Here is a 19,446-nt window from a genome sequence, read left to right as displayed (position 1 = left end):
GCGCGGCCGGGGTCCACGCCGTCATGCCGCCGCTGCCCGGCGCGGCGCCGGTGCCGCCGCGGGCGCGCCCCCGCGCGCTGCGCCGGCCCGGCGTGCTCGCCGTACTGCCGCTGACCGCGCTGGGCATGGGCGCGGGGTACACGGTCTACGCGTACACCGTGCCCGTGCTCGACGGCATCGGCGCCGGCGGCCGGGCGGTGCCGTGGATGCTGTGCCTGTACGGAGCCGGGGCGGTCGCCGGCAACTTCGCGGCCGGCCTGGCCACCGACCGCTGGGGCGCGGTGCGGGTGCTGGGCACCGGGTACGCGCTGATGGCGGCGGGCCTCGGCGTGCTCGCCCTGTCGGCCGCGGCGGGCGTACGCCTCCTGCCGCTGACGGCCGCGGCGGTCGTGGCGTGGGGCGCGAGCAGCTGGTGCCAGACCCCGCCGCAGCAGCACCGGCTCATCTCCGCCGCACCGCGGGAGACGGCGCTCGTGGTGGGCCTCAACGCCTCGGCCATCTACACCGGCATCGGACTCGGCACGCTGCTCGGCGGGCTGCTGCTGCCGCTGGGGACGGCGCAGGCCGCGGGGGCCGGGGCGGTGCTGGCGCTGGCGGCGGGGGCGTGGCTGGCGGGCACCCGGCGGTACCGGTGAGCGGCGGGCGATCTCGGCGGTGGGGGTGGGGCGGCGGCGCCGGCAGTGCTGACGATGCCGTCGGTGCGTCAGTACGGGGCGATACGGGCCCCGTACCGCCGTACGGCCCACGTCCCCCGCGCGCCCGCGCCGTTGGCGGGAGCCGACGAGTCGGCGCCCCCAGGACTGTCGCTCCGACCCACCTCCGCACGGCGGCCGTTGTGCTGCAATCGACTATGGCCACGACCACCGACGGCGCCGGGCACCCCGTACCGGACGAACCGCCGCGTCGGCTGCGTACCGAGGTAGAGCGGTTACGGGACGAGGCGACGCGGCAGAAGAAACTGGCCCACCGCAGAGCGGAGTTCTGGGCCAAGGCCGACATCGCGCTCGGCTTCCCCGCCGCCCTGCTCGCCGCCGTCTCGGGCACCGCCGCGCTGGCGTCCGCGGACGCGCGGGTGCCGGCGGCGCTGGGCACGCTGGTCTCGGCGGGCTTCGCGGCCGGGGCGGCGTTCCTGCGCAGCGAGCGGCGGCGGGTGGCGAACAAGTGGTCCCGGCAGGCGTGGGCCGCGGTGGAGGCGAAAGCGGCGGTGCTGCTGGCGCGGGAGGGGATCGGGCCCGCGGATCTGGCGGAACTGTTCGAGGTCCGGCAGGCGGCGCTCGCGGCGTACGAAGGCGACGAGAACCCCCGCGCCCCCGGCCCTCCGCCCCCACCGGTCCTCCCGCCGCCGGCCTGACACGGCGGTCCGGGGGGCCGTCGCGTGCCGTGCGGCGGCCTACGCCGTCGCCGTGCCGGCCACCGCCGCGACCGCCTCCAGCACCGGCGTGCCGCCGCCGACCAGCTCCAGCGTCAGCCGCGCCGTCCGCGGCTCGTCCAGCAGCGCGACCAGCACCGCCGCCACGTCGTCCCGCGGGACCTCCGAACGGCCCGTGTGCTCGGCGAGGTTGACGAGCCCTCTGCCCGCGTCGTTCACCAGCCGGCCGGGGCGCAGGATCGTCCAGTCGAGGCCGGACCGGGCCCGTACGTCGTCGTCCGCGGCGGCCTTCGCCCGCAGGTACGCGGCGAAGACCGGGTCCGTGCCGGGCGGCGGCTCGCGGTCGGTGCCCATGGCGGAGACGACGAGGAAGCGCCGCACGCCCGCCGCCTCGGCGGCGTCGGCGAAGAGCACGGCGGCGCCACGGTCGACGGTCTCCTTGCGGGCCTCGCCGCTGCCGGGTCCAGCGCCGGCGGCGAACACCGCGGCGTCGGCGCCGTCGAGATGCCGGGCGACCTCGTCGACGGAGGCGGACTCCAGATCGCAGACGACGGCTTCGGCGCCGACGTCCTGGAGGTCCTCGGCGTGTTCGGGGCGGCGGACGAGACCCGTGACCGCGTCGCCGCGGGCGGAGAGCAGGCGCTCCAGCCGCAGGGCGATCTGACCGTGTCCGCCGGCGATGACGATGCGCATGCGTCCGACGTTAACGCCTCACCGCCCGCCCCGCGTGCAGGCGCCCGCTCAGCCCGCCGTCCGCCGGAGGCCCTGGCGGGGCAGGTCCAGCTCCGCGGCGCCGGAGTCGCAGTACTCCCGTACGGCGCTCGTACGCGCCACCACCCGCCCGCGGTGGATCACGATCCGGCTGTACCCCAGCGACAGCGCACCCGCGATCGAGTCGCCCCGTACCGCGAGCAGCTCCGCCGGGAAGCCCGCCTCCACCCGCACCTCCGGCAGCCCCAGCACCGCCCGCGCCTGCCCCGCCACCGCCTCGTACGCCGCCACCGGGGCGGCCTCGCCGGTGGCGGCGAGGACGTACGCGGACTGCAGCGGGTCGCCGCGGCCCACGGGGTTCGCGGCGTCGCGTACGGCACCGCTCCCGGCCGCGACGCGCACGCCCGCGGCGCGCAGCAGCCGTACGGGGGCGTGCGAGAACGGCTGCGCCACCGCCCCGCGCACCGGACCACCCCACGCACCCCCGCGCCCCGCCTCCCGCGCCGCACCGCAGTCCCCCTGCGGCAGGCACACCACCGCCACCCCCGCGCCGGCCAGCCGCTGCGCCACCCCCGCCGCCGTCTCGTACGGCACCCGCGCCAGCCCGCCGCACGGCCCGACGGCCACCCCCGCCCCGCACCGCAGATCCCCCGCCACCGCCGCCACCCGGTCGAGCCGTGCGGGGTCGGCACCGTCGCTGTGCAGGTCGACCGCGCACCCGTACTCCGCGGCCACCCGCAGCAGCGTCTCCGTGCAGCCGGCCGGGTCCGGGTCCAGGTCCGGGCAGCCGCCGAGGGCGGTGGCGCCCATGGCGACGGCCTCGTGGAGCAGCGCCCGGCCGTCGGCCCCGGCGGCGCCGGTGAGCACCGGGGGCGCGGCGGCCACCACCGCGACGTCGGCGAGCCCGCGCAGCGCGGCGCGGGCGGCGCGCAGGGCGCCGAGGCGGTCGAGCCCGGCGCCGCCGCCGATGCGTACGTGCGTGCGCAGGGCGGTGGCGCCGTGCCCGAGTTGGAGGAGGGCGGCCTCGACGGCACGGCGCTGCACATCGGCGCCGGAGACGCCGGAGCAATCGGAGAAGCCGGAGAAGCCGGCGGAATCGGCGGGGCCGGAGGGACCGGAGGGGTCGGAGGGGTCGGCGGGGCCGGAGGGACCGGGGGCACGCGAGCGGTCGTCCGCCGCTACACCCGCCACCTCGCCCACCGCGCCGCCCGCCACACCCGCCCCGCCCACCGCATCCGCCCCCTCCGCCGCCGTCAGCGCCGTGTCGAAGTGCGCGTGCGGCTCCGCCGGCGCCGGCAGCAGCAGGTACCCGCCGAGGTCCACCCGCGCCCCCCACCCGCCCGCCTCCCCCGCCAGGCTCCCGGCCGTCCCCACCGCCAGGATCCGGCCGCTCCCGAGACGTACGTCCACCGTCCTGCCGTCCGCGAGCCGTGCGCCGCAGAGCACCGGTGTCCCTTCGCCGCCGGGGGCGGCGGAGCCGGGCCGGGGCTGCTGTGAGGGAGGGCTGCTGTCGGGCATGTGACTCCTGCGGGCAGGTCAGGGTGAACATCCCCGATGTGAGCAAAATCGCACAGCCAAGAGCAGAAAGGATCAGACTGCACCAGACGGCGCGAACGAGCCTAGGCCGGGCGGGCGCGCGGGGCGCGGAGGAGCGCATAAGTCGTATCGGCGTGGCAACCGGCAGGTCCGCACGCCGGCGGCGATCGGAGCGCGCGGGCGGGCGCGATCAACCGCAGGTTACTGATTTCACCTTCGGCCGCTCAGCGTGTAGTGTCTTCATCGCTCGCCCCAATAGCTCAGTCGGCAGAGCGTCTCCATGGTAAGGAGAAGGTCAACGGTTCGATTCCGTTTTGGGGCTCTGATGCGGTTCGCCTCGCTATCCTGGGAGGCGCAGAGCATCGCAGCGGTGTAGCTCAGTCGGTAGAGCAAGCGGCTCATAATCGCTGTGTCACCGGTTCAAGTCCGGTCACCGCTACTCACCTCAAGTAGCCGATTGCAGGCTCGGACCTACGGTCGGCTACTCTTTCTGCGTTGAACAAGTTGTCCGTTCGTCAAGGAGCACTCACGTGGCTGCCACAGACGTCCGCCCGAAGATCACGCTGGCCTGCGTGGAGTGCAAGGAGCGGAACTACATCACCAAGAAGAACCGGCGTAACAACCCGGACCGTCTGGAGATGAAGAAGCACTGTCCGCGCTGCAACGCCCACACGGCGCACCGCGAGACCCGCTGAACGCAGGCCATCGAACCCCTCGTCCCGCCCGGGACGGGGGGTTCGCCGCGCTCCGCCACCTCGCACCGCCACCGCCCCGCCCCGCCCGCACCCGCCCGCCCGGCGCGCCGCGCGGCTAGGGTGGTGCCCCCGCCCGCGCGACAGGAGGGTTCATGCCGCTCGATCAGTCCTTCGTGGGCCGGAGTTACCCGCCCACCGCCCCCTACGAGGTGGGCCGGGAGAAGATCCGCGAGTTCGCGGAGGCGGTGGGCGACGCCAACCCCGCGTACACCGACCCGGAGGCCGCGAAGGCCCTGGGCCACCCCGACGTGATCGCGCCGCCGACGTTCGTGTTCGCGATCGCGTTCCGGGCCGCGGGCCAGGTGATCGAGGACCCGCAGCTGGGGCTGGACTACAGCCGCGTGGTGCACGGGGACCAGAAGTTCGCGTACAGCCGTCCGGTACGGGCCGGGGACCGGCTCTCGGTGACGTCGACGATCGAGTCGATCAAGTCGATGGCCGGGAACGACATCATGGACGTGCGCGGCGAGGTCCGCGACGAGGCGGGCGAGCACGTGGTGACGACGATCATCAAGCTGGTCGCCCGCGCCGCCGAGGAGGGCTGAGGAGCCGATGGTGGCGACAGTGGCGTACGACGCCGTCGAGGCCGGCACGGAGCTGCCGGCGCAGTCGTTCCCGGTGACCCGCGAGACGCTCGTGCGCTACGCGGGCGCGTCGGGCGACTTCAACCCGATCCACTGGAACGAGCGGTTCGCCAGGGAGGTCGGGCTGCCGGACGTGATCGCGCACGGCATGTTCACGATGGCCGAGGCGATCCGGGTGGTCACGGACTGGGCCGGCGACCCGGGCGCGGTGGTGGACTACGGGGTGCGGTTCACGAAGCCGGTGGTGGTGCCGGACGACGGCGTGGGCGCGGTGATCGAGGTCTCCGGGAAGGTCGCGCAGAAGCTGGACGACGAGGCGCGTACGGTCCGGGTGGACCTGACGGCGACGAGCGGCGGACAGAAGGTGCTGGGGATGTCCCGGGCCGTGGTCCGGCTGGCGTAGGCGACCGGCCCCGCTGCGGCGCGTCCGTACCGCGCGTCCGTACCGCGCGCCCGTACCGCACATCCGCACGGCACGTCCGTGCGACCGCGCCCCCGGGTTGACAAGTTAGTGATTGGCCAATAACTTAAACTCCATGGCAAGGATGAGCGCAGAGGAGCGGCGCGAGAGCGTCATCCGCGCGGCGATCACGGAGTTCGGCCGCGGCGGCTACCACGGCACGTCCACCGAGGCGATCGCCAAGCGCGTCGGTGTCTCGCAGCCGTACCTCTTCCGCCTCTTCCCCAACAAGCGCGCCATCTTCCTCGCCGCGGCCCTGCGCTGCATCGAAGACACCGCCGCGGTCATGCACAGCGCCGCCGAGGGGCTCCCGCCGGCGGAGGCGCACAAGGCGATGGCCATGGCGTACCAGCGGCTGATCGAGGACCGCGACCGGCTGCTCATGCAGATGCAGATGTACGTCGCGGTGGCCTCGGCCGAGTCGGCGGGCGACCACGAGTTCGGCAAGCCCATCCGGGCCGCCTGGTCCGAGCACCTCTACGACTTCTCGCTGCTGACGTTCGAAGGGGACACGGAGGAGGCCACGACCTTCCTCGCCTTCGGGATGCTGATCAACACCCTGGTCGCGCTCGGCTACCCGCCGGACGACCGCGTCTGGGACGGGTTCTGGCCCGAGACCAGGCCCGGCACGTAGTCCGGTCCGCACACACCCGTACACCGCACCCTCGCACGCCCGCGAAAGTTATTGATCAATAACTAATCAGGAGGGAACCATGTCCGCCACCGACCCCGCCCCGCCCGGCCGCCGCCGCCCCGGCGCCACCTTCTGGGCGCTGCTCCTGACCAGCGTCGCCAGCTTCATGGGCGCGCTCGACAACCTCGTCGTCGTCACCGCCCTGCCCGCCATCCGCGAGGACCTCGGCGGCAGCCTGGCGGACCTGGAGTGGACGGTCAGCGCGTACACGCTCACCTTCGCGGTCCTCCTCATGCTGGGCGCCTCGCTCGGCGACCGCTTCGGCCGCCGCCGCATGTTCGCCGTCGGCATCGCCATCTTCACCGCCGCCTCCGCCGCCGCGGCCCTCTCCACCGGTCTCGACGCCCTCGTCGCCGCCCGCGCCGTCCAGGGCGCCGGCGCCGCGCTGCTGATGCCGCTGTCGCTGACCCTGCTCTCCGCCGCCGTGCCGGCCGCGCGCCGCGGGATGGCGCTCGGCGTCTGGGGCGCGGTGCAGGGTCTGGCGGTCGCGTCCGGGCCGCTGGTCGGCGGGGCGCTGACCGAGCACATCTCGTGGCACTGGATCTTCTGGCTGAACGTGCCCGTCGGCATCGCCCTCATCCCGCTGGTCCGGCTGCGCCTGGCCGAGAGCCGCGGCCCCCACGACCGCCTCGACATCCCCGGCACCCTGCTCGCCAGCACCGCGCTCTTCGGCCTCGTCTACGCCCTCGTCCGCGGCAACGCCGACGGCTGGACCTCCGGCCCCGTCCTCGCCGGGCTGGCCGCGGCCCCGGTGCTGCTGACCGCCTTCGTCGCGTACGAGCTGCGTGCTCGGAACCCCATGCTGCCCATGCGTCTCTTCCGCAACCGCAGCTTCAGCGCCGTCAACGCGGCGAGCGTGCTGATGTTCGTCGGGATGTTCGGCTCGATCTTCCTGCTCAGCCAGTTCCTTCAGGAGGTCGGCGGCTACTCGCCGCTGGAGGCGGGTCTGCGCATGCTGCCGTGGACCGCGATGCCGCTGCTCGTGGCCCCGATCGCCGGCGCGCTGTCCGACCGCATCGGCGGCCGGCCCATCATCGCCGCCGGGCTGGCGCTGCAGGCGCTGGGCCTCGCGCTCTTCGCGCTGACGGCGGAGGTGGGCTTCTCGTACACCGCGGTCCTGCCGGCGCTGACGGTGAGCGGCGTGGGCATGGCGATGTACTTCGCGCCCTCCGCGAACGTCGTCCTGTCCAGCGTCGCCCCCGAGGAGCAGGGCATCGCCTCCGGCGCCAACAACGCGCTGCGGGAGCTGGGCGGCGCGCTGGGCATCGCGGTGCTGGCCGCGGTCTTCTCCGCCCAGGGCGGCTACGAGACGGGGCAGACCTTCGTCGACGGGCTGGTCCCGGCGCTGTGGGCGGGCGCGGCGACGGTGGCGGTGGGCGCCGTGGCGGCGCTGCTGATCCACCGGCACCGCCCGGCGGCGCCGTCGCCGTCGCAGGCCGCGGCGTCGGCGGACGGCGCCGCGGAGACGGGTCCGGCGGACGGGCGGGACCGTACCCCGGTCGGCGTCTGACCCTCCCGGCCACGGAAGCGCCCCGCGCCACCCGGCGCGGGGCGCTTCCGTACGCGCTCCGTTTCCGTCCCGGCGCATCCCGTGCCGATACTTGTCCTGACGGACGTCGTCGACACGAGAGCCCGGGAGAGGAACCGACCGTGAAGCTGTTCAACCTCCTCCTGAACGTCCTGTGGCTGATCTTCTGCGGAATCTGGATGGCGATCGCCTACACGGTCGCCGCGCTGGTGTGCTTCATCCTGATCATCACGATCCCGTTCGGCATCGCGTCGCTGCGTATCGCGGGCTACGTCCTGTGGCCGTTCGGCCGCACCACCGTGGAACGGCCGGGCGCCGGCGCGCCCTCCTTCGTCGGCAACGTGGTCTGGGTGGTCTTCGCCGGCTGGTGGCTGGCCCTCGGGCACCTGCTCACCAGCATCCCGCTGTTCCTGTCGATCATCGGCATCCCCTTCGGGTGGGCCAACCTGAAGCTGATCCCGATCTCGCTCATGCCGCTGGGCCGCGAAGTGGTCCCGACGGACGAGAGGTTCGGGTACGCGCGGCAGCCCGCCCCGCGCTGAACGAACGCACGTCGGCGCGGCCGACGTGTATCCGGTTTGTATGCGCACCCTGTTGAATCGTCGGTGACGCCCACGACAGGGGAGAACCGTGCGCAGACGTATCCGCCGACTGCTCGCCGCGGCGAGCACGGCCACCGCCCTGGCCGTAGCGGCCCCGCTCGCCGACGCGGCTCCGTCCGCCGGCCCATCCACCGGCACGACCGGCAGCACGACCGGCGGCGTCTCCGCCGCCGCGCACTCCTCGACCTTCCAGCTGGCCGATCCGGACACCGTACGGGCGAAGGACGGCCGGTACGTCACCTACGGCACCACGGTGCCCGCCGGACGCGGAAAGCGGTGCGGCGGCGCCACCGGGCGGCTCTTCGTGCCCGTACTCGTCCACGGCTCCGGCAACACCGTCGGCATGACCGACTGCGCCTCCGGCGACGCGCTGCCCGACGGACCCGGCGCCTGGGCCGAGCCGGGCGGCGCCGTCTGGGCCCCGGGGGTGGCGCGCTACGGCGACCGCTACTTCATGTTCTACACCGCCTCGCGCAAGGGCTCCGGGCAGAAGTGCATCGGCCGGGCCGTCTCGGGTTCCGCCCGCGGCCCGTTCCGCAACGCCGGCGAATGGGCCTGCCCGCCGCACGGGCGGTGGGCGATCGACGCCAACCCCTTCGTCGGCGGCGGGTCCCTGTACGTCACGTACCGGGACGACGCGATCGCGGCCGGCGCCGAGACCGGCATCTCGACCGTACGCACCGACGACGCGGGCCGGGCGGTCTGGAGCACCCGCCGCGACGTGCTGAAGAGCACCGACATCACCTGGGACACCCGCGGCACCAGCGGCGGCACCCACGTCGTCGAGAACCCGTCGATGTGGCGGCGGGCCAACGGCACCTGGTACCTGATGTACTCCGGCAACAACTGGGACAGCGCCCGCTACGCCACGGGCATCGCCGAGTGCGGCACCACCCCGCTCCCCTCGTCCCGTTGCCGGCCCCTCCGACGCGGCGCGGCGCGCCCGTACTTCGGCTACACCGGCTCCGGCGGCCTCGACCCGTACCGCGGCCTGCCGGGCAACCACCGGGGGCCGGGCGGCATGGACGTCTTCGCCGTCCCCGACGGCAGCCTGCGGGTGGTGTGGCACTGGTGGGACGGCGGCCCCCGCTACCCGATGAACGGCGCACTGCGCCTCGACGCGGGCGGCTACTACGTCCGTTAGCGCCGCACGGCACGCCAAGCACGTCGAGCACGCCAAGCACGTCGAGCACGCCGAGCACGTCGAGCACGCGAAGCCCGCGGAGGGAGAAGTCGTGGACGGGATCACCAGGAGGCGCGCCCTCGGGCTCGGCGGCGCGGCCGTCGCCGGCACCGCCGGGGCGCTGGCCGCCGCCGGCAGGGCCGACGCGGCCGACGGCTGGAAGCGGCTCGTCGTCGTCACCGCCAACATCGGCCGCAAGAACCCGGGACAGCGGGAACGCGCCATCCGGGACGTGCGGCACGCCGTGACCGTCGACGGCCGGCTCACCAAGCCGCTGGTGGGCTGGCAGGAGATCGGCGAAGGGGACGGCGACAACCGCGAGCCGCGGTGGATCAACCAGTACTTCGGCACCGCCTACCGGAACATCTTCGAGTACGACGACAGCGCCCACCGGGTGCCGATGTCGATCCCCCGGGCGTACGACATCCTCGACCGCAGGGAGACGTTCGTCCACGGCGGCAAGGCGGGCGTCTCGCCGCACCGGGTCATCACCGAGGCCGTGCTGGCGCGCGCGGACGACCCCCGGCTGAGGTTCGTCTTCGCCAACACCCACTACGTCGCGGGGGCGTTCAACGGGAAGCAGGACCCGTACGAGGCGTGGCGGGACGACATGTGGCGGCGCCACTTCCGCAAGCACCGCGACGGCGTGCTGGGTTACTGGCGCGCCCGCGGCTTCCCGGTGATCTGGACCGGCGACGTGAACCGCAACCCGATGCCGCTGCTGCTGCCCAACCACGAGAAGCGCGCCTTCGGCAGGGGCATCGACCAGATCGGCTGGGTGCCCGGGACGAACGGCACGCAGGTGCGGCTGCGCTGGACGAAGGTGGTCCCCATGTACGTGGACGGCCACGACGCGCGGGTGGCGGTGATGCAGGTCCGCCGCGTGTGAAGCCCGCGGCCCGCGGCGGCCCCTCAGTTGCCCGGGTTGCGGCCGGCCATCCGCTCCAGGCGGGCGATCCGCTCCGCCATCGGCGGGTGCGTCGAGAACAGCCGCGACATGTTGCCAGAGCCGCGGCGGAACGGGTTCGCGATCATCATGTGGCTGGCCGTCTCGATGCGGGGCTCCGGAGGCAGCGGGAGCTGCTTGGTGCCGGCTTCGAGCTTCCGCAGGGCGCTCGCCAGGGCCAGCGGGTCGCCGGTGAGCCGGGCGCCGGTCTGGTCCGCCTCGTACTCGCGGGAGCGGCTGACCGCCAGCCTGATGATGCTGGCCGCCACCGGGCCGAGGAAGAGGACGAGCAGCATGCCGAACGGGCCGGGGCCGTTGCCGTTGCGGTCGCCGCTGGGGATCAGCCAGGCGAAGTTCACCAGGAACATCACCACCGAGGCGAGCGCGCCGGCGATCGAGGAGATCAGGATGTCGCGGTTGTAGACGTGCATCAGCTCGTGGCCCAGGACGCCGCGCAGCTCGCGCTCGTCGAGGATCTGCAGGATGCCCTCGGTGACGCAGACCGCGGCGTTGCGCGGGTCGCGGCCGGTGGCGAAGGCGTTCGGGGCCGGGGTGGGCGATATGTACAGCCGGGGCATGGGCTGGCGGGCTTCGTTGGACAGCTCGCGCACGATGCGGTACAGGTTCGGCGCCTCGATCTCGCTGACCGGGCGGGCGCGCATCGCGCGCAGCGCGAGCTTGTCGCTGTTCCAGTACGCGTAGGCGTTCGTGCCGATGGCCACGACGAGCGCGACGATCAGGCCCGTACGGCCGAAAAGGCTGCCGATGAGCAGGATCAGCGCCGACATGCCGCCGAGGAGCGCGGCTGTCTTCAGCCCGTTGTTCGACCGGTGCACGGTATGCCCTCCAAGCCTGCCGCCGCCAGGTGTCGGCCGTCTCCCTCCAGTGGACCCCTCCCCTGCCCAGAACGCGCGGCCCGCCGGGCAAGTTCCCTGGTCAGCGCAGACGCCGATTGCGCCGGGCGGGTGAGGCGGGGTCAGAGAAGAGCTTCGCCCGCGAAGCGGAGTACGAGCTGCGGGGCGCCCGAGAGGGCGATGCCGAGGGCCGCGGTCAGACCGATCGCACCGCGCAGCGGCGCGGTCAGCGGGGCGGTGCCGGCGGGGCGGAGGGTGCCGGCGGGGGCCGCGGGCCCCGCGCTGCCCGTGCCACCCGTGGTGCCCGCCGTGCTCACCGGTGTCGCGGTCTCCGCCGCCGGGGCCGCCGGGCGGAACAGCAGCGCCGTCCACTTCAAGTAGTAGTACAACCCGATCACCACGTTCACCGCCATCACCACCCCGAGCCACCCCAGCCCGGCGTCCACCGCCGCGCCCAGCACCGCCACCTTGGCGAAGAGGCCGATGATCCCCGGCGGCAGCCCGGCGAGGTTGATCAGGAAGAACGCCAGCGCCAGCGCGACGGGCAGCCGCGTCGCCGCCAGGCCCCGGTAGTCGGTGACCCGGCCCCCCTGGCTGCCCCTGCCGCCCTTCGCCGCCACCGCGGCGACGACCGCGAACGCGCCCAGGTTCACCACCCCGTACATCAGCGCGTACGAGAGCGTGGCGCCCACCGCGCGCCCCGGCTCGTCGGCGTAGCCCGCGGCGGCGATCGGGACCAGCAGGTAGCCGGCCTGCGCCACCGACGACCAGGCCAGCAGCCGGACCGCGCTGTGCGGGGCGTCGAGGCGCTGGCGCAGCGCGGCGACGTTGCCCGCGGTCATCGTCAGCGCCGCCAGCACCGCGATCGCCGGACCCCACACGTGGTCGTACGCCGGGAAGGCCAGCACGGCGACGAGGATCAGCCCGCTGAAGCCCACCGCCTTGCCGACGACCGACAGGTACGCGGCGACCGGGATCGGCGCGCCGACGTATGTGTCCGGCACCCAGAAGTGGAACGGCACCGCCGCCGTCTTGAACGCGAAACCGACCAGCGTCAGCACCACCCCCGCCGCCGCCAGCGTCTCCAGCCGCTCCGGCGCCGAGGCGAGTCCGTCGGCCAGGTGCGCCAGGTGCAGGCTGCCGCCGGCGGCGTAGACGAAGCTGACGCCGAGGAGCATGACGGCGGTCGCGGTGACGGAGGAGAGGAAGAACTTCAGCGCCGCCTCGGCCGACAGCCGGTCCCCGCGACGGAGCCCGACCAGCGCGAACGCCGGCAGCGAGGCGACCTCCAGGGCGATCACCAGGGTGGCCAGGTCGCGGGCGGCGGGCAGCAGCGCGGCGCCGGCGGCCGAGGCCAGGAGCAGGAACCAGAACTCGCCGGCCGGCAGCCGCGTCGCGCGTACGTCGTGCACGGACAGCAGCGCGGCGAGCAGCGCGCCCGCCAGCACCAGGAACTGCACGACCAGCGCGAAACGGTCGGCGGTGTAGCTGCAGACGTCCGGCTCGCCGGTGAGGCAGAAGGTGCCGCGGTCGCCGTCGAGGAGCGGCAGGAGCGCGAGCAGGGACAGGGCGAGCGCGGCGACCGCGCCCCAGCCGAGGAGGTGTGTGGCGCGCCCGGGCACGAAGAGGTCGGCGACGAGCAGCGCGACCGCCGCCACGGCGACGATCGTGGGCGGCGCGACGGCGAGCCAGTCGACGGACTGGACGACGGACTCGGCGAGGACGGCGGAGACGGCGGAGTCCGCGGTCCCGGGTGCGTACGTCATCAGCTGCCTCCCGCGAGGAGCTTCTGCACGGCCGGGTCGGTGAGGCCGAGGAGGGCCGCGGGCCAGAGGCCGGCGAGAACGGTGAGGGTGACGAGCGGGCTCCAGGCGGCGATCTCGTACCGGCGGACGTCCCCGAGAGGCCGTCTGTCCCCGGCGCCGGGCGCCTTCCGGTCGCCCATGCAGACGCGGCGTACGACGACGAGCAGGTACGCGGCGGTGAGCAGCGTGCCGAAGCCCGCGACGGCCATGCAGACCAGGTACGCCGGCCGGGAGAGCCCGGCGGCCGGGTCGTACGCGGCGAACATCGTCAGCATCTCGCCCCAGAACCCGGCCAGCCCCGGCAGCCCGAGCGACGCGACCGCGCCGAAGGCGAGCAGGGCGCCGAGGCGGGGGGCGCTGCCGTAGAGGGCGGCGCCGGTGCGGCCGGCGAGGGCGTCGAGGTCGGTGGTGCCGGTGCGTTCCTTGAGGGCGCCGACGAGGAAGAAGAGCAGGCCGGTGATGAGGCCGTGGGCGATGTTGGCGAAGAGCGCGCCGTTGACGCCGGTGGGGGTGAGGGTGGAGATGCCGAGGAGCACGAAGCCCATGTGGCCGACGGAGGAGTACGCGATGAGCCGCTTCAGGTCGCCGCGTGCCCCGTTCCGCGCGAGGGCGAGGCAGGCGAGGGAGCCGTAGAGGATGCCGGTGACGCCGAAGGCGGCGAGGAAGGGGGCGTACGTCTCCATGCCGTCGGGGGCGACGGGCAGCAGGATGCGCACGAACCCGTACGTGCCCATCTTCAGCAGCACGCCGGCGAGGAGGACGGAGCCGACGGTGGGGGCGGCGGTGTGGGCGTCGGGGAGCCAGCTGTGCAGCGGCCACATCGGGGTCTTGACGGCGAGGCCGGCGCCGATGGCGAGGACGGCGATGAGCTGGGTGGTGCGGGTGAGTCCTGACCCGTTGTCAGTGGCGAGTGCCACCATGTCGAAAGTGCCGCCCTTGAACCCGACCAGGAGGAGGCCGAGGAGCATCACGACCGAGCCGAGCAGCGTGTAGAGGATGAACTTCCAGGCGGCGGGGCCGCGGCCGGCGCCGCCCCAGCGGGCGATGAGAAAGTACATCGGGATGAGCACCATCTCGAACGCCAGGAAGAACAGCAGCAGGTTGAGGACGGCGAAGGTGGCGAGCATGCCGCCTTCGAGGACGAGCAGCAGCGCCACGAACGCCCGGGGTGACGGCCCGGCGGGCATGGCGAAGTAGCTGTAGACCGCGCAGAGGAAGGTCAGCAGCGCGGTGAGGACGAGGAGGGGGAGCGATACGCCGTCGACGCCGAGGTGCAGCCGGATCCCGAGGGCGGGGATCCAGCTGACGTCGGATTCGGCCTGCATGGTGGCCGGACCGTCGGCGTCGTGGTCGAAGCCGGCGGCGAGGACGACGGACAGGACGAACACGGCGCCGGTGACGGTGACGCCGTGGCGCAGCACGGCCTGGTCGGGGCTCTTGCCCTTCAGGCCGGGCGGCGCGGGGAAGAGGGCGGCCAGCGCGCCGAGAAGGGGGAGTACGACGATGGCGGCGAGGACGAGCTGCATCGCGGTCTGGTTCATATCCGGCGTCAGCCTCCCGTGACCGACGTGGCGGCGACGACCACGGCGACGGCCAGGACGAGCGCGCCGCCGAGCAGCGCGCTGAGGTAGCTCTGCACGTTGCCCGTCTGCGACCGGCGGACCGCCGCGCCGAGCAGCCGGGGCGCGGTGCGCGCGCCGCGCACGTACGTGTCGACGACCTCCCGGTCCAGGAAGCGGACCAGCCGGGCCGCGGCCCGGACCGGGCGGACGAACAGCGCGGTGTACAGGGCGTCGACGTGGAAGCCGCTGCCGGCGTGCCGGTAGAGGGCGGGGCCGAGCAGGATGCGGCCGGGGTCGGTGGCGGCGCCGTCGGGGGCGGCGCCGGACGCGGGGGTGCCCTCGTCCGCGGGGCTGCCGTACACCGCCTCGTGCGTGGCCTCCGCCTCGACCTCGGTGAGCGCGGGCTCGGCGTCGGGGTGGGCGGTGACCGCGCCTACGGGGACGCGGGCGGCGAGGCCGGCGGTCTGCCGCCACGCCGCGTACGTCAGCGCCGCGCCGACGAGCGCCAGGCCCGTGCCGAGGACGGCGGTGGCGAGCGTCGGGGTGAGGGACTCGCCGTCGAGCCAGTCGGAGATCCGGCCGACGGTGAGGCCGAACGCGAGGGTGGGGAGGAAGAGCACCCACAGCATGGCGTTCATGACCACCGGGGTCCGCACGGGGTGCCCTGCGTCGCGGACGTCGTCGGTGGCGGCCGGTGCCGGGGGCGCGCCGGCCAGCAGCCACAGCCGGGCGGCGTACGCGGCGGTGAGCAGGGCGGTGGCCAGCCCGGCGACCAGTACGGTCCAGCCGACCCCGACCGGGACGCCCTCGGTGTGGCCGGTGGCCGCGTGCTCCGCGGCGCCGAGGACCGCCTCCTTGGAGAAGAAGCCGCTGAACGGCGGGACGGCGGCGAGGGCGAGAAGGGCGACGGTCATCGTCCAGAAGGCGTCCGGCGCCTTGCGCCGCAGGCCGCCCGTCCGGGCCATCGCGGCCAGCGAGTTGGTGCCGGCGGCGTGGATGAGGACGCCGGCGGCGAGGAACAGCAGCGCCTTGAAGGCGCCGTGCGAGAGGAGGTGGAAGACGGCGGCGTCCCGGGAGCCGGCGGCCAGCGCGCCCGTCATGTAGCCGAGCTGGCCGACGGTCGAGTAGGCGAGCACCCGTTTGATGTCGTCCTGCGCGAGCGCGGCCAGCGCCGAGCCGACCATGGTGACGGCCGCCAGCACCGCCAGCACCACCAGCGCGGCGGCCGAGGCGGCGAAGACGGGCAGCAGCCGGGCCACGACGTACACGCCGGCCGCGACCATCGTCGCCGCGTGGATCAGCGCGGACACGGGGGTGGGGCCGGCCATCGCGTCGGGCAGCCAGGTGTGCAGCGGGAACTGCGCGGACTTGCCCGCGACCCCGGCGAGCAGCAGCAGCGCGATGAGCGTGGGGTGCGCGAGGCCGTCGCCGGAGGCGGCCGCGGTCAGGATGCCGCTGATGCGGAACGTCCCGGCCTCGGCGGCGAGCGCGAAGATGCCGAAGAGGAAGGGGACGTCGCCGAGCTTGGTGACCAGGAACGCCTTGAGCGAGGCGGCCCGCGCGACGTCGGTCTCCCAGTAGTGGCCGACGAGGAAGTACGAGCAGATGCCCATGATCTCCCAGCCGACCAGCAGCACCATCAGGTCGCCGGAGTAGACGACGAGGAGCATCGCGGCGGTGAAGAGGGAGACGAGCGCGGCGTACGAGGAGTAGCGCGGGTCGTCGCGCAGATAGCCGGTGGAGTAGATCTGCACGCACGAGGCGACGACGCCGACGAGCACGGCGACCAGCACCGCCATGCCGTCGAGGTGCAGCGCCAGGTCGATGGGCACCGAGCCGGTCGGCGTCAGCTCGGTGGCGGCGGTCACCGGCTCGTCGCCGCCCTGCCGGGCCGCGACGACGGCCGCGAGCACGGCGGCGGTCACGGTCGGCAGCACGGCCAGCGGCTGCACCATGCCCGGCGAGCGGCGGCCGACGAGCAGGCCGGCGACGGCGCCGAGGAAGGGCAGCAGCGGGACGAGGGCGGCGAGGGTGGTGGTGGTCACGCGGTGGCCTCGGCCTTCTTCGACGCGGACCCCGGCCCGGCGGCGCCGCCGGTGGCCGTTGCGTCGGTTCCGTCCGCGGTCGCGTCCGCGGGTTCGGCGGTTTCGGCCGCGGTACCGGCGACGGCCGGCTCCGCGAGGTCGCGCAGCCGGTCGACGGCGGAGGTGCCGCGGTTGCGGTACACCATCAGCACGATGGCCAGCCCGATGCCGATCTCGGCCGCGGCCACCGCGATGATGAACAGCGTGAACGACTGGCCGGAGCGCAGGGCGTCGCGGAACGCGACGTCGAAGGCGACGAGGTTGAGGTTGACGGCGTTGAGCATCAGCTCGACGGACATCAGCACCAGGATGGCGTTGCGCCGGGCCAGCACGCCGTAGAGGCCGACGCAGAACAGCAGCGCGGCCAGCACGGCCGGGTAGGCGAGATGCATTCAGTCCTCCCCGCCCCGGTCCGCGGCCCCGGAGTCGGATTCGGCCCCGGCCCCTGCCCCGGCCTCGGTTTCGGCCCCTGGTTCGGCCTCGGCCCCGCCGTTCTTCCGCGACAGCACGATCGCGCCCACCAGCGCCGCCAGCAGCAGCACCGACAGCGCCTCGAACGGCAGCACCCAGTGCCGGAAGACGCTGGCCCCCAACAGGTCCGTCGTCCCCCCGGGCTCGTCCAGGTCGATCCACGTCGTACGGAACGCGTCCACGACCAGCGTCACCAGCAGCACCGCCGCCGTCCCCGCCACGCCCAGCGCCACCCACCGGTTGCCCGAGTCGGCGTCCGGCGAGCGGCCTATCGGCGCCCGGGTCAGCATCAGCCCGAAGAGCAGCAGCACCACCACGGAGCCCACGTAGATCAGCACCTGCACCCAGGCCACGAACTCGGCCGTCAGCAGCAGGTACTCGACCGCCAGCCCGCCGAGCGCGACCACCAGCCACAGCGCGGCGTGCACCAGCTGCCGCGTCGTCACGGTGATCACGGCGGCCCCGAGGGTCACCAGGCCGGTGAGCAGGAAGACGATCTCGACGCCGGTGGGCGACAGGAAGCCGTGGGATTCGGCGGCGAGGATCATGTGCCGCCCTCCCCCGCCGGCGGCTCCGCGGCCTCCCGGGCCCGCGCCGCCTCCGCCTTCTCCACCGCCTTGCGCGCCGCGCCCAGCTCCTTCGGCTCCTCCCCCGCCGGGTCCGGCGCCGGCGGGGGCGGCACCGTCCACATCCAGTCCCGCAGCCGGTCCCGCTCGTGGGTCAGCTCATGGATGTCGGTCTCCGCGTACTCGAACTCCGGCGACCAGAAGAGCGCGTCGAACGGGCAGACCTCGATGCAGATCCCGCAGTACATGCACAGCGCGAAGTCGATCGCGAAGCGGTCGAGGACGTTGCGGCTGCGCTCCCGCCCGCCGGGGGCGGCGGGCGGCACGGTCTCCTTGTGCGAGTCGATGTAGATGCACCAGTCCGGGCACTCGCGGGCGCACAGCATGCAGACCGTGCAGTTCTCCTCGAACAGCGCGATGACGCCGCGGCTGCGCGGCGGCAGCGCGGGCAGGGCGTCGGGGTAGTGCGCGGTGTGCGAACGCCGCGTCATCGTCCGCAGCGTGATCGCCAGCCCCTTCGCAAGCCCCTTCATCGGTCAGCTCACCACCTTCACGATGCCGGTCAGCGCGATCTGCGCGAGCGCGAGCGGGATGAGGGTCGTCCAGGCGAAGCGCTGCAGCTGGTCCTCGCGCAGCCGCGGGTACGTGACGCGCAGCCAGATCACCCCGAAGGCCAGGATCCCGGTCTTCAGCAGCGTCCACAGCCAGCCGAGCCCGTCGGCGTACGGGCCGTGCCAGCCGCCGAGGAAGAGCACGGCGGTCAGCGCGCTCAGGACGACGATCCCGGCGTACTCGGCGAGGAGGAACAGGGCGAAGCGCAGGCCGGAGTACTCAGTGTACGCACCGAAGATGATCTCCGAGTCGGCGACGGGGGCGTCGAACGGCGGGCGCTGCAGCTCCGCGAGGCCGGCGGTGAAGAACACGACGCCGCCGACGAGCTGCCACGGCAGCCACCACCACTCGAAGCCGTCCACGATCCCGACGAGGGACACCGTCCCGGCGGCCATGGCGACGGAGGCGGCGGCGAGCAGCATGGGCAGCTCGTACGCGAGGAGCTGGGCGGCGGTGCGGAGGCCGCCGAGGAGCGAGTACTTGTTCGCGGACGCCCAGCCGCCCATGAGGGAGCCGAGGACGCCGACGCCCATGACGGCCAGCACGAAGAAGATCCCGGCGTCGATCGCCTGGCCGACGCCGCCGTCGGGGGCGAAGGGGATGGCGACGAGGACGACGAGGTACGGGAGGAGGGCGACGGCGGGGGCGAGCTGGAAGACCCGCCGGTCGGCGCCGGCCGGGACGACGTCCTCCTTCTGCGCGAACTTGACGCCGTCGGCGACGAGCTGGGCCCAGCCGTGGAAGCCGCCGGCGTACATGGGGCCGACGCGGCCCTGCATGTGGGCCATGACCTTGTGCTCGGTCTGGCCGACGAGGAGGGGGAAGAGCAGGAAGACGACGAGGACGCCGAGGAGGGTGAGCAGGGTTTCGAGCACGTCGTTCACGACCCACCTCCTTCGTCGGATTCCGGTGCGGGCTCGCCCGCGGCAGGTTCGGACGGCGGGGCGGGCCCGTCCGGGGCGGGCCCGTCGGGGGCGGACGGCTCCGGCGGCGCCTCGGCGCCTTCCGCGGGCGGGGTGTCCTCGCCCGGGGCGGCGGCGGGAGGCGCGGGCGGTTCGTCGCCGGGGCGCGGGCGTTCCCACGGGGCGTCGGGCGTACGGGGGCGGGCCCGCGGCGTCTCACCA

General features: G+C 74.2%; 20 protein-coding genes, 2 tRNA genes and 1 pseudogene. 12 read left to right on the top strand and 11 right to left on the bottom strand.

The window, feature by feature from the left end; all coding sequences use genetic code 11:
- On the top strand, nucleotides 1–635 hold a 635-nt coding region (locus ABD317_RS18685), incomplete at its 5' end, for an MFS transporter (RefSeq protein ID WP_344291085.1).
- Between the two features lie 215 nt (nucleotides 636–850).
- On the top strand, nucleotides 851–1,351 hold the full coding sequence (locus ABD317_RS18680; protein WP_344291084.1) for a hypothetical protein: 501 nt from the start codon (nucleotides 851–853) through the stop codon (nucleotides 1,349–1,351).
- Nucleotides 1,352–1,390: 39 nt separating this feature from the next.
- On the opposite strand, the gene ABD317_RS18675 is transcribed toward ABD317_RS18680, so the two are convergent.
- Together ABD317_RS18675 and ABD317_RS18670 are read right to left on the bottom strand one after the other, a co-directional pair.
- Nucleotides 1,391–2,062, bottom strand: a complete 672-nt coding sequence (locus ABD317_RS18675) for an NAD(P)H-binding protein (protein ID WP_344291083.1) — start codon at nucleotides 2,060–2,062, stop codon at nucleotides 1,391–1,393.
- A 48-nt stretch (nucleotides 2,063–2,110) separates the two neighbouring features.
- The gene (locus tag ABD317_RS18670) at nucleotides 2,111–3,598 is read right to left on the bottom strand and encodes an amidohydrolase family protein (protein ID WP_344291082.1); all 1,488 of its coding nucleotides are present in this window, start codon (nucleotides 3,596–3,598) and stop codon (nucleotides 2,111–2,113) included.
- A 267-nt stretch (nucleotides 3,599–3,865) separates the two neighbouring features.
- Here ABD317_RS18670 and ABD317_RS18665 point away from each other — a divergent pair.
- The 10 genes from ABD317_RS18665 to ABD317_RS18620 all read left to right on the top strand — a co-directional run bounded on the left by ABD317_RS18665 (nucleotide 3,866) and on the right by ABD317_RS18620 (nucleotide 10,311).
- Nucleotides 3,866–3,938 (top strand) — tRNA-Thr (locus ABD317_RS18665).
- Nucleotides 3,939–3,982: 44 nt separating this feature from the next.
- Nucleotides 3,983–4,055 (top strand) — tRNA-Met (locus ABD317_RS18660).
- Between the two features lie 91 nt (nucleotides 4,056–4,146).
- Complete coding sequence (gene rpmG, locus ABD317_RS18655; protein WP_003948671.1) at nucleotides 4,147–4,311, top strand: 50S ribosomal protein L33; 165 nt, start codon at nucleotides 4,147–4,149, stop codon at nucleotides 4,309–4,311.
- Between the two features lie 152 nt (nucleotides 4,312–4,463).
- On the top strand, nucleotides 4,464–4,916 hold the full coding sequence (locus ABD317_RS18650; protein ID WP_344291081.1) for an FAS1-like dehydratase domain-containing protein: 453 nt from the start codon (nucleotides 4,464–4,466) through the stop codon (nucleotides 4,914–4,916).
- 7 nt (nucleotides 4,917–4,923) lie between these two features.
- Nucleotides 4,924–5,358 (top strand): MaoC family dehydratase, encoded by a 435-nt coding sequence (locus ABD317_RS18645; protein WP_344291080.1) that lies wholly within the window; start codon nucleotides 4,924–4,926, stop codon nucleotides 5,356–5,358.
- Between the two features lie 133 nt (nucleotides 5,359–5,491).
- Nucleotides 5,492–6,049 (top strand): TetR/AcrR family transcriptional regulator, encoded by a 558-nt coding sequence (locus ABD317_RS18640; protein ID WP_344291079.1) that lies wholly within the window; start codon nucleotides 5,492–5,494, stop codon nucleotides 6,047–6,049.
- A 79-nt stretch (nucleotides 6,050–6,128) separates the two neighbouring features.
- Nucleotides 6,129–7,619 carry a DHA2 family efflux MFS transporter permease subunit gene (locus ABD317_RS18635; protein ID WP_344291078.1) on the top strand — a complete coding sequence of 497 codons (1,491 nt, stop codon included), beginning with the start codon at nucleotides 6,129–6,131 and terminating at the stop codon, nucleotides 7,617–7,619.
- Nucleotides 7,620–7,759: 140 nt separating this feature from the next.
- Nucleotides 7,760–8,179 carry a YccF domain-containing protein gene (locus ABD317_RS18630; RefSeq protein ID WP_344291077.1) on the top strand — a complete coding sequence of 140 codons (420 nt, stop codon included), beginning with the start codon at nucleotides 7,760–7,762 and terminating at the stop codon, nucleotides 8,177–8,179.
- Nucleotides 8,180–8,267: 88 nt separating this feature from the next.
- The gene (locus ABD317_RS18625) at nucleotides 8,268–9,383 is read left to right on the top strand and encodes a family 43 glycosylhydrolase (RefSeq protein WP_344291075.1); all 1,116 of its coding nucleotides are present in this window, start codon (nucleotides 8,268–8,270) and stop codon (nucleotides 9,381–9,383) included.
- 91 nt (nucleotides 9,384–9,474) lie between these two features.
- The gene (locus ABD317_RS18620) at nucleotides 9,475–10,311 is read left to right on the top strand and encodes a hypothetical protein (protein ID WP_344291074.1); all 837 of its coding nucleotides are present in this window, start codon (nucleotides 9,475–9,477) and stop codon (nucleotides 10,309–10,311) included.
- 23 nt (nucleotides 10,312–10,334) lie between these two features.
- On the opposite strand, the gene htpX is transcribed toward ABD317_RS18620, so the two are convergent.
- From htpX to ABD317_RS18575, 9 genes and pseudogenes are all read right to left on the bottom strand, one after another.
- Nucleotides 10,335–11,204, bottom strand: coding sequence for a zinc metalloprotease HtpX (gene htpX / locus ABD317_RS18615; protein WP_344291073.1), 870 nt, complete (start codon nucleotides 11,202–11,204; stop codon nucleotides 10,335–10,337).
- 140 nt (nucleotides 11,205–11,344) lie between these two features.
- Nucleotides 11,345–12,988 (bottom strand): NADH-quinone oxidoreductase subunit N, encoded by a 1,644-nt coding sequence (locus tag ABD317_RS18610; RefSeq protein ID WP_344291072.1) that lies wholly within the window; start codon nucleotides 12,986–12,988, stop codon nucleotides 11,345–11,347.
- Nucleotides 12,988–14,568, bottom strand: a complete 1,581-nt coding sequence (locus ABD317_RS18605) for a complex I subunit 4 family protein (RefSeq protein ID WP_344291071.1) — start codon at nucleotides 14,566–14,568, stop codon at nucleotides 12,988–12,990. The genes ABD317_RS18610 and ABD317_RS18605 overlap by 1 nt, the downstream gene beginning before the upstream one ends.
- 8 nt (nucleotides 14,569–14,576) lie before the next feature.
- Nucleotides 14,577–16,634 carry an NADH-quinone oxidoreductase subunit 5 family protein gene (locus tag ABD317_RS18600; RefSeq protein WP_344291070.1) on the bottom strand — a complete coding sequence of 686 codons (2,058 nt, stop codon included), beginning with the start codon at nucleotides 16,632–16,634 and terminating at the stop codon, nucleotides 14,577–14,579.
- Nucleotides 16,631–17,065, bottom strand: a complete 435-nt coding sequence (gene nuoK / locus ABD317_RS18595) for an NADH-quinone oxidoreductase subunit NuoK (RefSeq protein WP_344291069.1) — start codon at nucleotides 17,063–17,065, stop codon at nucleotides 16,631–16,633. Before nuoK ends, ABD317_RS18600 begins: the two co-directional genes overlap by 4 nt.
- Nucleotides 17,066–17,692 (bottom strand): NADH-quinone oxidoreductase subunit J family protein, encoded by a 627-nt coding sequence (locus ABD317_RS18590; RefSeq protein ID WP_344291068.1) that lies wholly within the window; start codon nucleotides 17,690–17,692, stop codon nucleotides 17,066–17,068. It abuts the gene before it with no gap.
- Nucleotides 17,689–18,243 carry a NuoI/complex I 23 kDa subunit family protein gene (locus tag ABD317_RS18585; protein ID WP_344291067.1) on the bottom strand — a complete coding sequence of 185 codons (555 nt, stop codon included), beginning with the start codon at nucleotides 18,241–18,243 and terminating at the stop codon, nucleotides 17,689–17,691. The genes ABD317_RS18590 and ABD317_RS18585 overlap by 4 nt, the downstream gene beginning before the upstream one ends.
- A gap of 3 nt (nucleotides 18,244–18,246) precedes the next feature.
- Nucleotides 18,247–19,206, bottom strand: a complete 960-nt coding sequence (locus ABD317_RS18580; protein WP_344291066.1) for a complex I subunit 1/NuoH family protein — start codon at nucleotides 19,204–19,206, stop codon at nucleotides 18,247–18,249.
- Nucleotides 19,203–19,446 (bottom strand): annotated as a pseudogene (locus tag ABD317_RS18575) (NADH-quinone oxidoreductase subunit C); the annotation flags it as partial. The gene ABD317_RS18580 and the pseudogene ABD317_RS18575, both read right to left, overlap by 4 nt.

Source organism: Streptomyces synnematoformans (genome assembly GCF_039531005.1).
GTDB lineage: Bacteria > Actinomycetota > Actinomycetes > Streptomycetales > Streptomycetaceae > Streptomyces > Streptomyces synnematoformans.
Note: the sequence above shows the minus strand (reverse complement) of the source record. Positions and strands in the feature narration are given on the sequence as shown.

What these genes read in the sequence shown, in the direction of transcription:
- ABD317_RS18590 (WP_344291068.1), bottom strand. Translation starts at nt 17,692, where the DNA reads ATGATCCTCGCCGCCGAATCCCACGGCTTCCTGTCGCCCACCGGCGTC.
- ABD317_RS18610 (WP_344291072.1), bottom strand. Translation starts at nt 12,988, where the DNA reads ATGACGTACGCACCCGGGACCGCGGACTCCGCCGTCTCCGCCGTCCTC.
- ABD317_RS18675 (WP_344291083.1), bottom strand. Translation starts at nt 2,062, where the DNA reads ATGCGCATCGTCATCGCCGGCGGACACGGTCAGATCGCCCTGCGGCTG.
- ABD317_RS18640 (WP_344291079.1), top strand. Translation starts at nt 5,492, where the DNA reads ATGGCAAGGATGAGCGCAGAGGAGCGGCGCGAGAGCGTCATCCGCGCG.
- ABD317_RS18680 (WP_344291084.1), top strand. Translation starts at nt 851, where the DNA reads ATGGCCACGACCACCGACGGCGCCGGGCACCCCGTACCGGACGAACCG.
- nuoK (WP_344291069.1), bottom strand. Translation starts at nt 17,065, where the DNA reads ATGCATCTCGCCTACCCGGCCGTGCTGGCCGCGCTGCTGTTCTGCGTC.
- ABD317_RS18635 (WP_344291078.1), top strand. Translation starts at nt 6,129, where the DNA reads ATGTCCGCCACCGACCCCGCCCCGCCCGGCCGCCGCCGCCCCGGCGCC.
- ABD317_RS18670 (WP_344291082.1), bottom strand. Translation starts at nt 3,598, where the DNA reads ATGCCCGACAGCAGCCCTCCCTCACAGCAGCCCCGGCCCGGCTCCGCC.
- ABD317_RS18585 (WP_344291067.1), bottom strand. Translation starts at nt 18,243, where the DNA reads ATGAAGGGGCTTGCGAAGGGGCTGGCGATCACGCTGCGGACGATGACG.
- ABD317_RS18650 (WP_344291081.1), top strand. Translation starts at nt 4,464, where the DNA reads ATGCCGCTCGATCAGTCCTTCGTGGGCCGGAGTTACCCGCCCACCGCC.
- ABD317_RS18605 (WP_344291071.1), bottom strand. Translation starts at nt 14,568, where the DNA reads ATGAACCAGACCGCGATGCAGCTCGTCCTCGCCGCCATCGTCGTACTC.
- ABD317_RS18645 (WP_344291080.1), top strand. Translation starts at nt 4,924, where the DNA reads ATGGTGGCGACAGTGGCGTACGACGCCGTCGAGGCCGGCACGGAGCTG.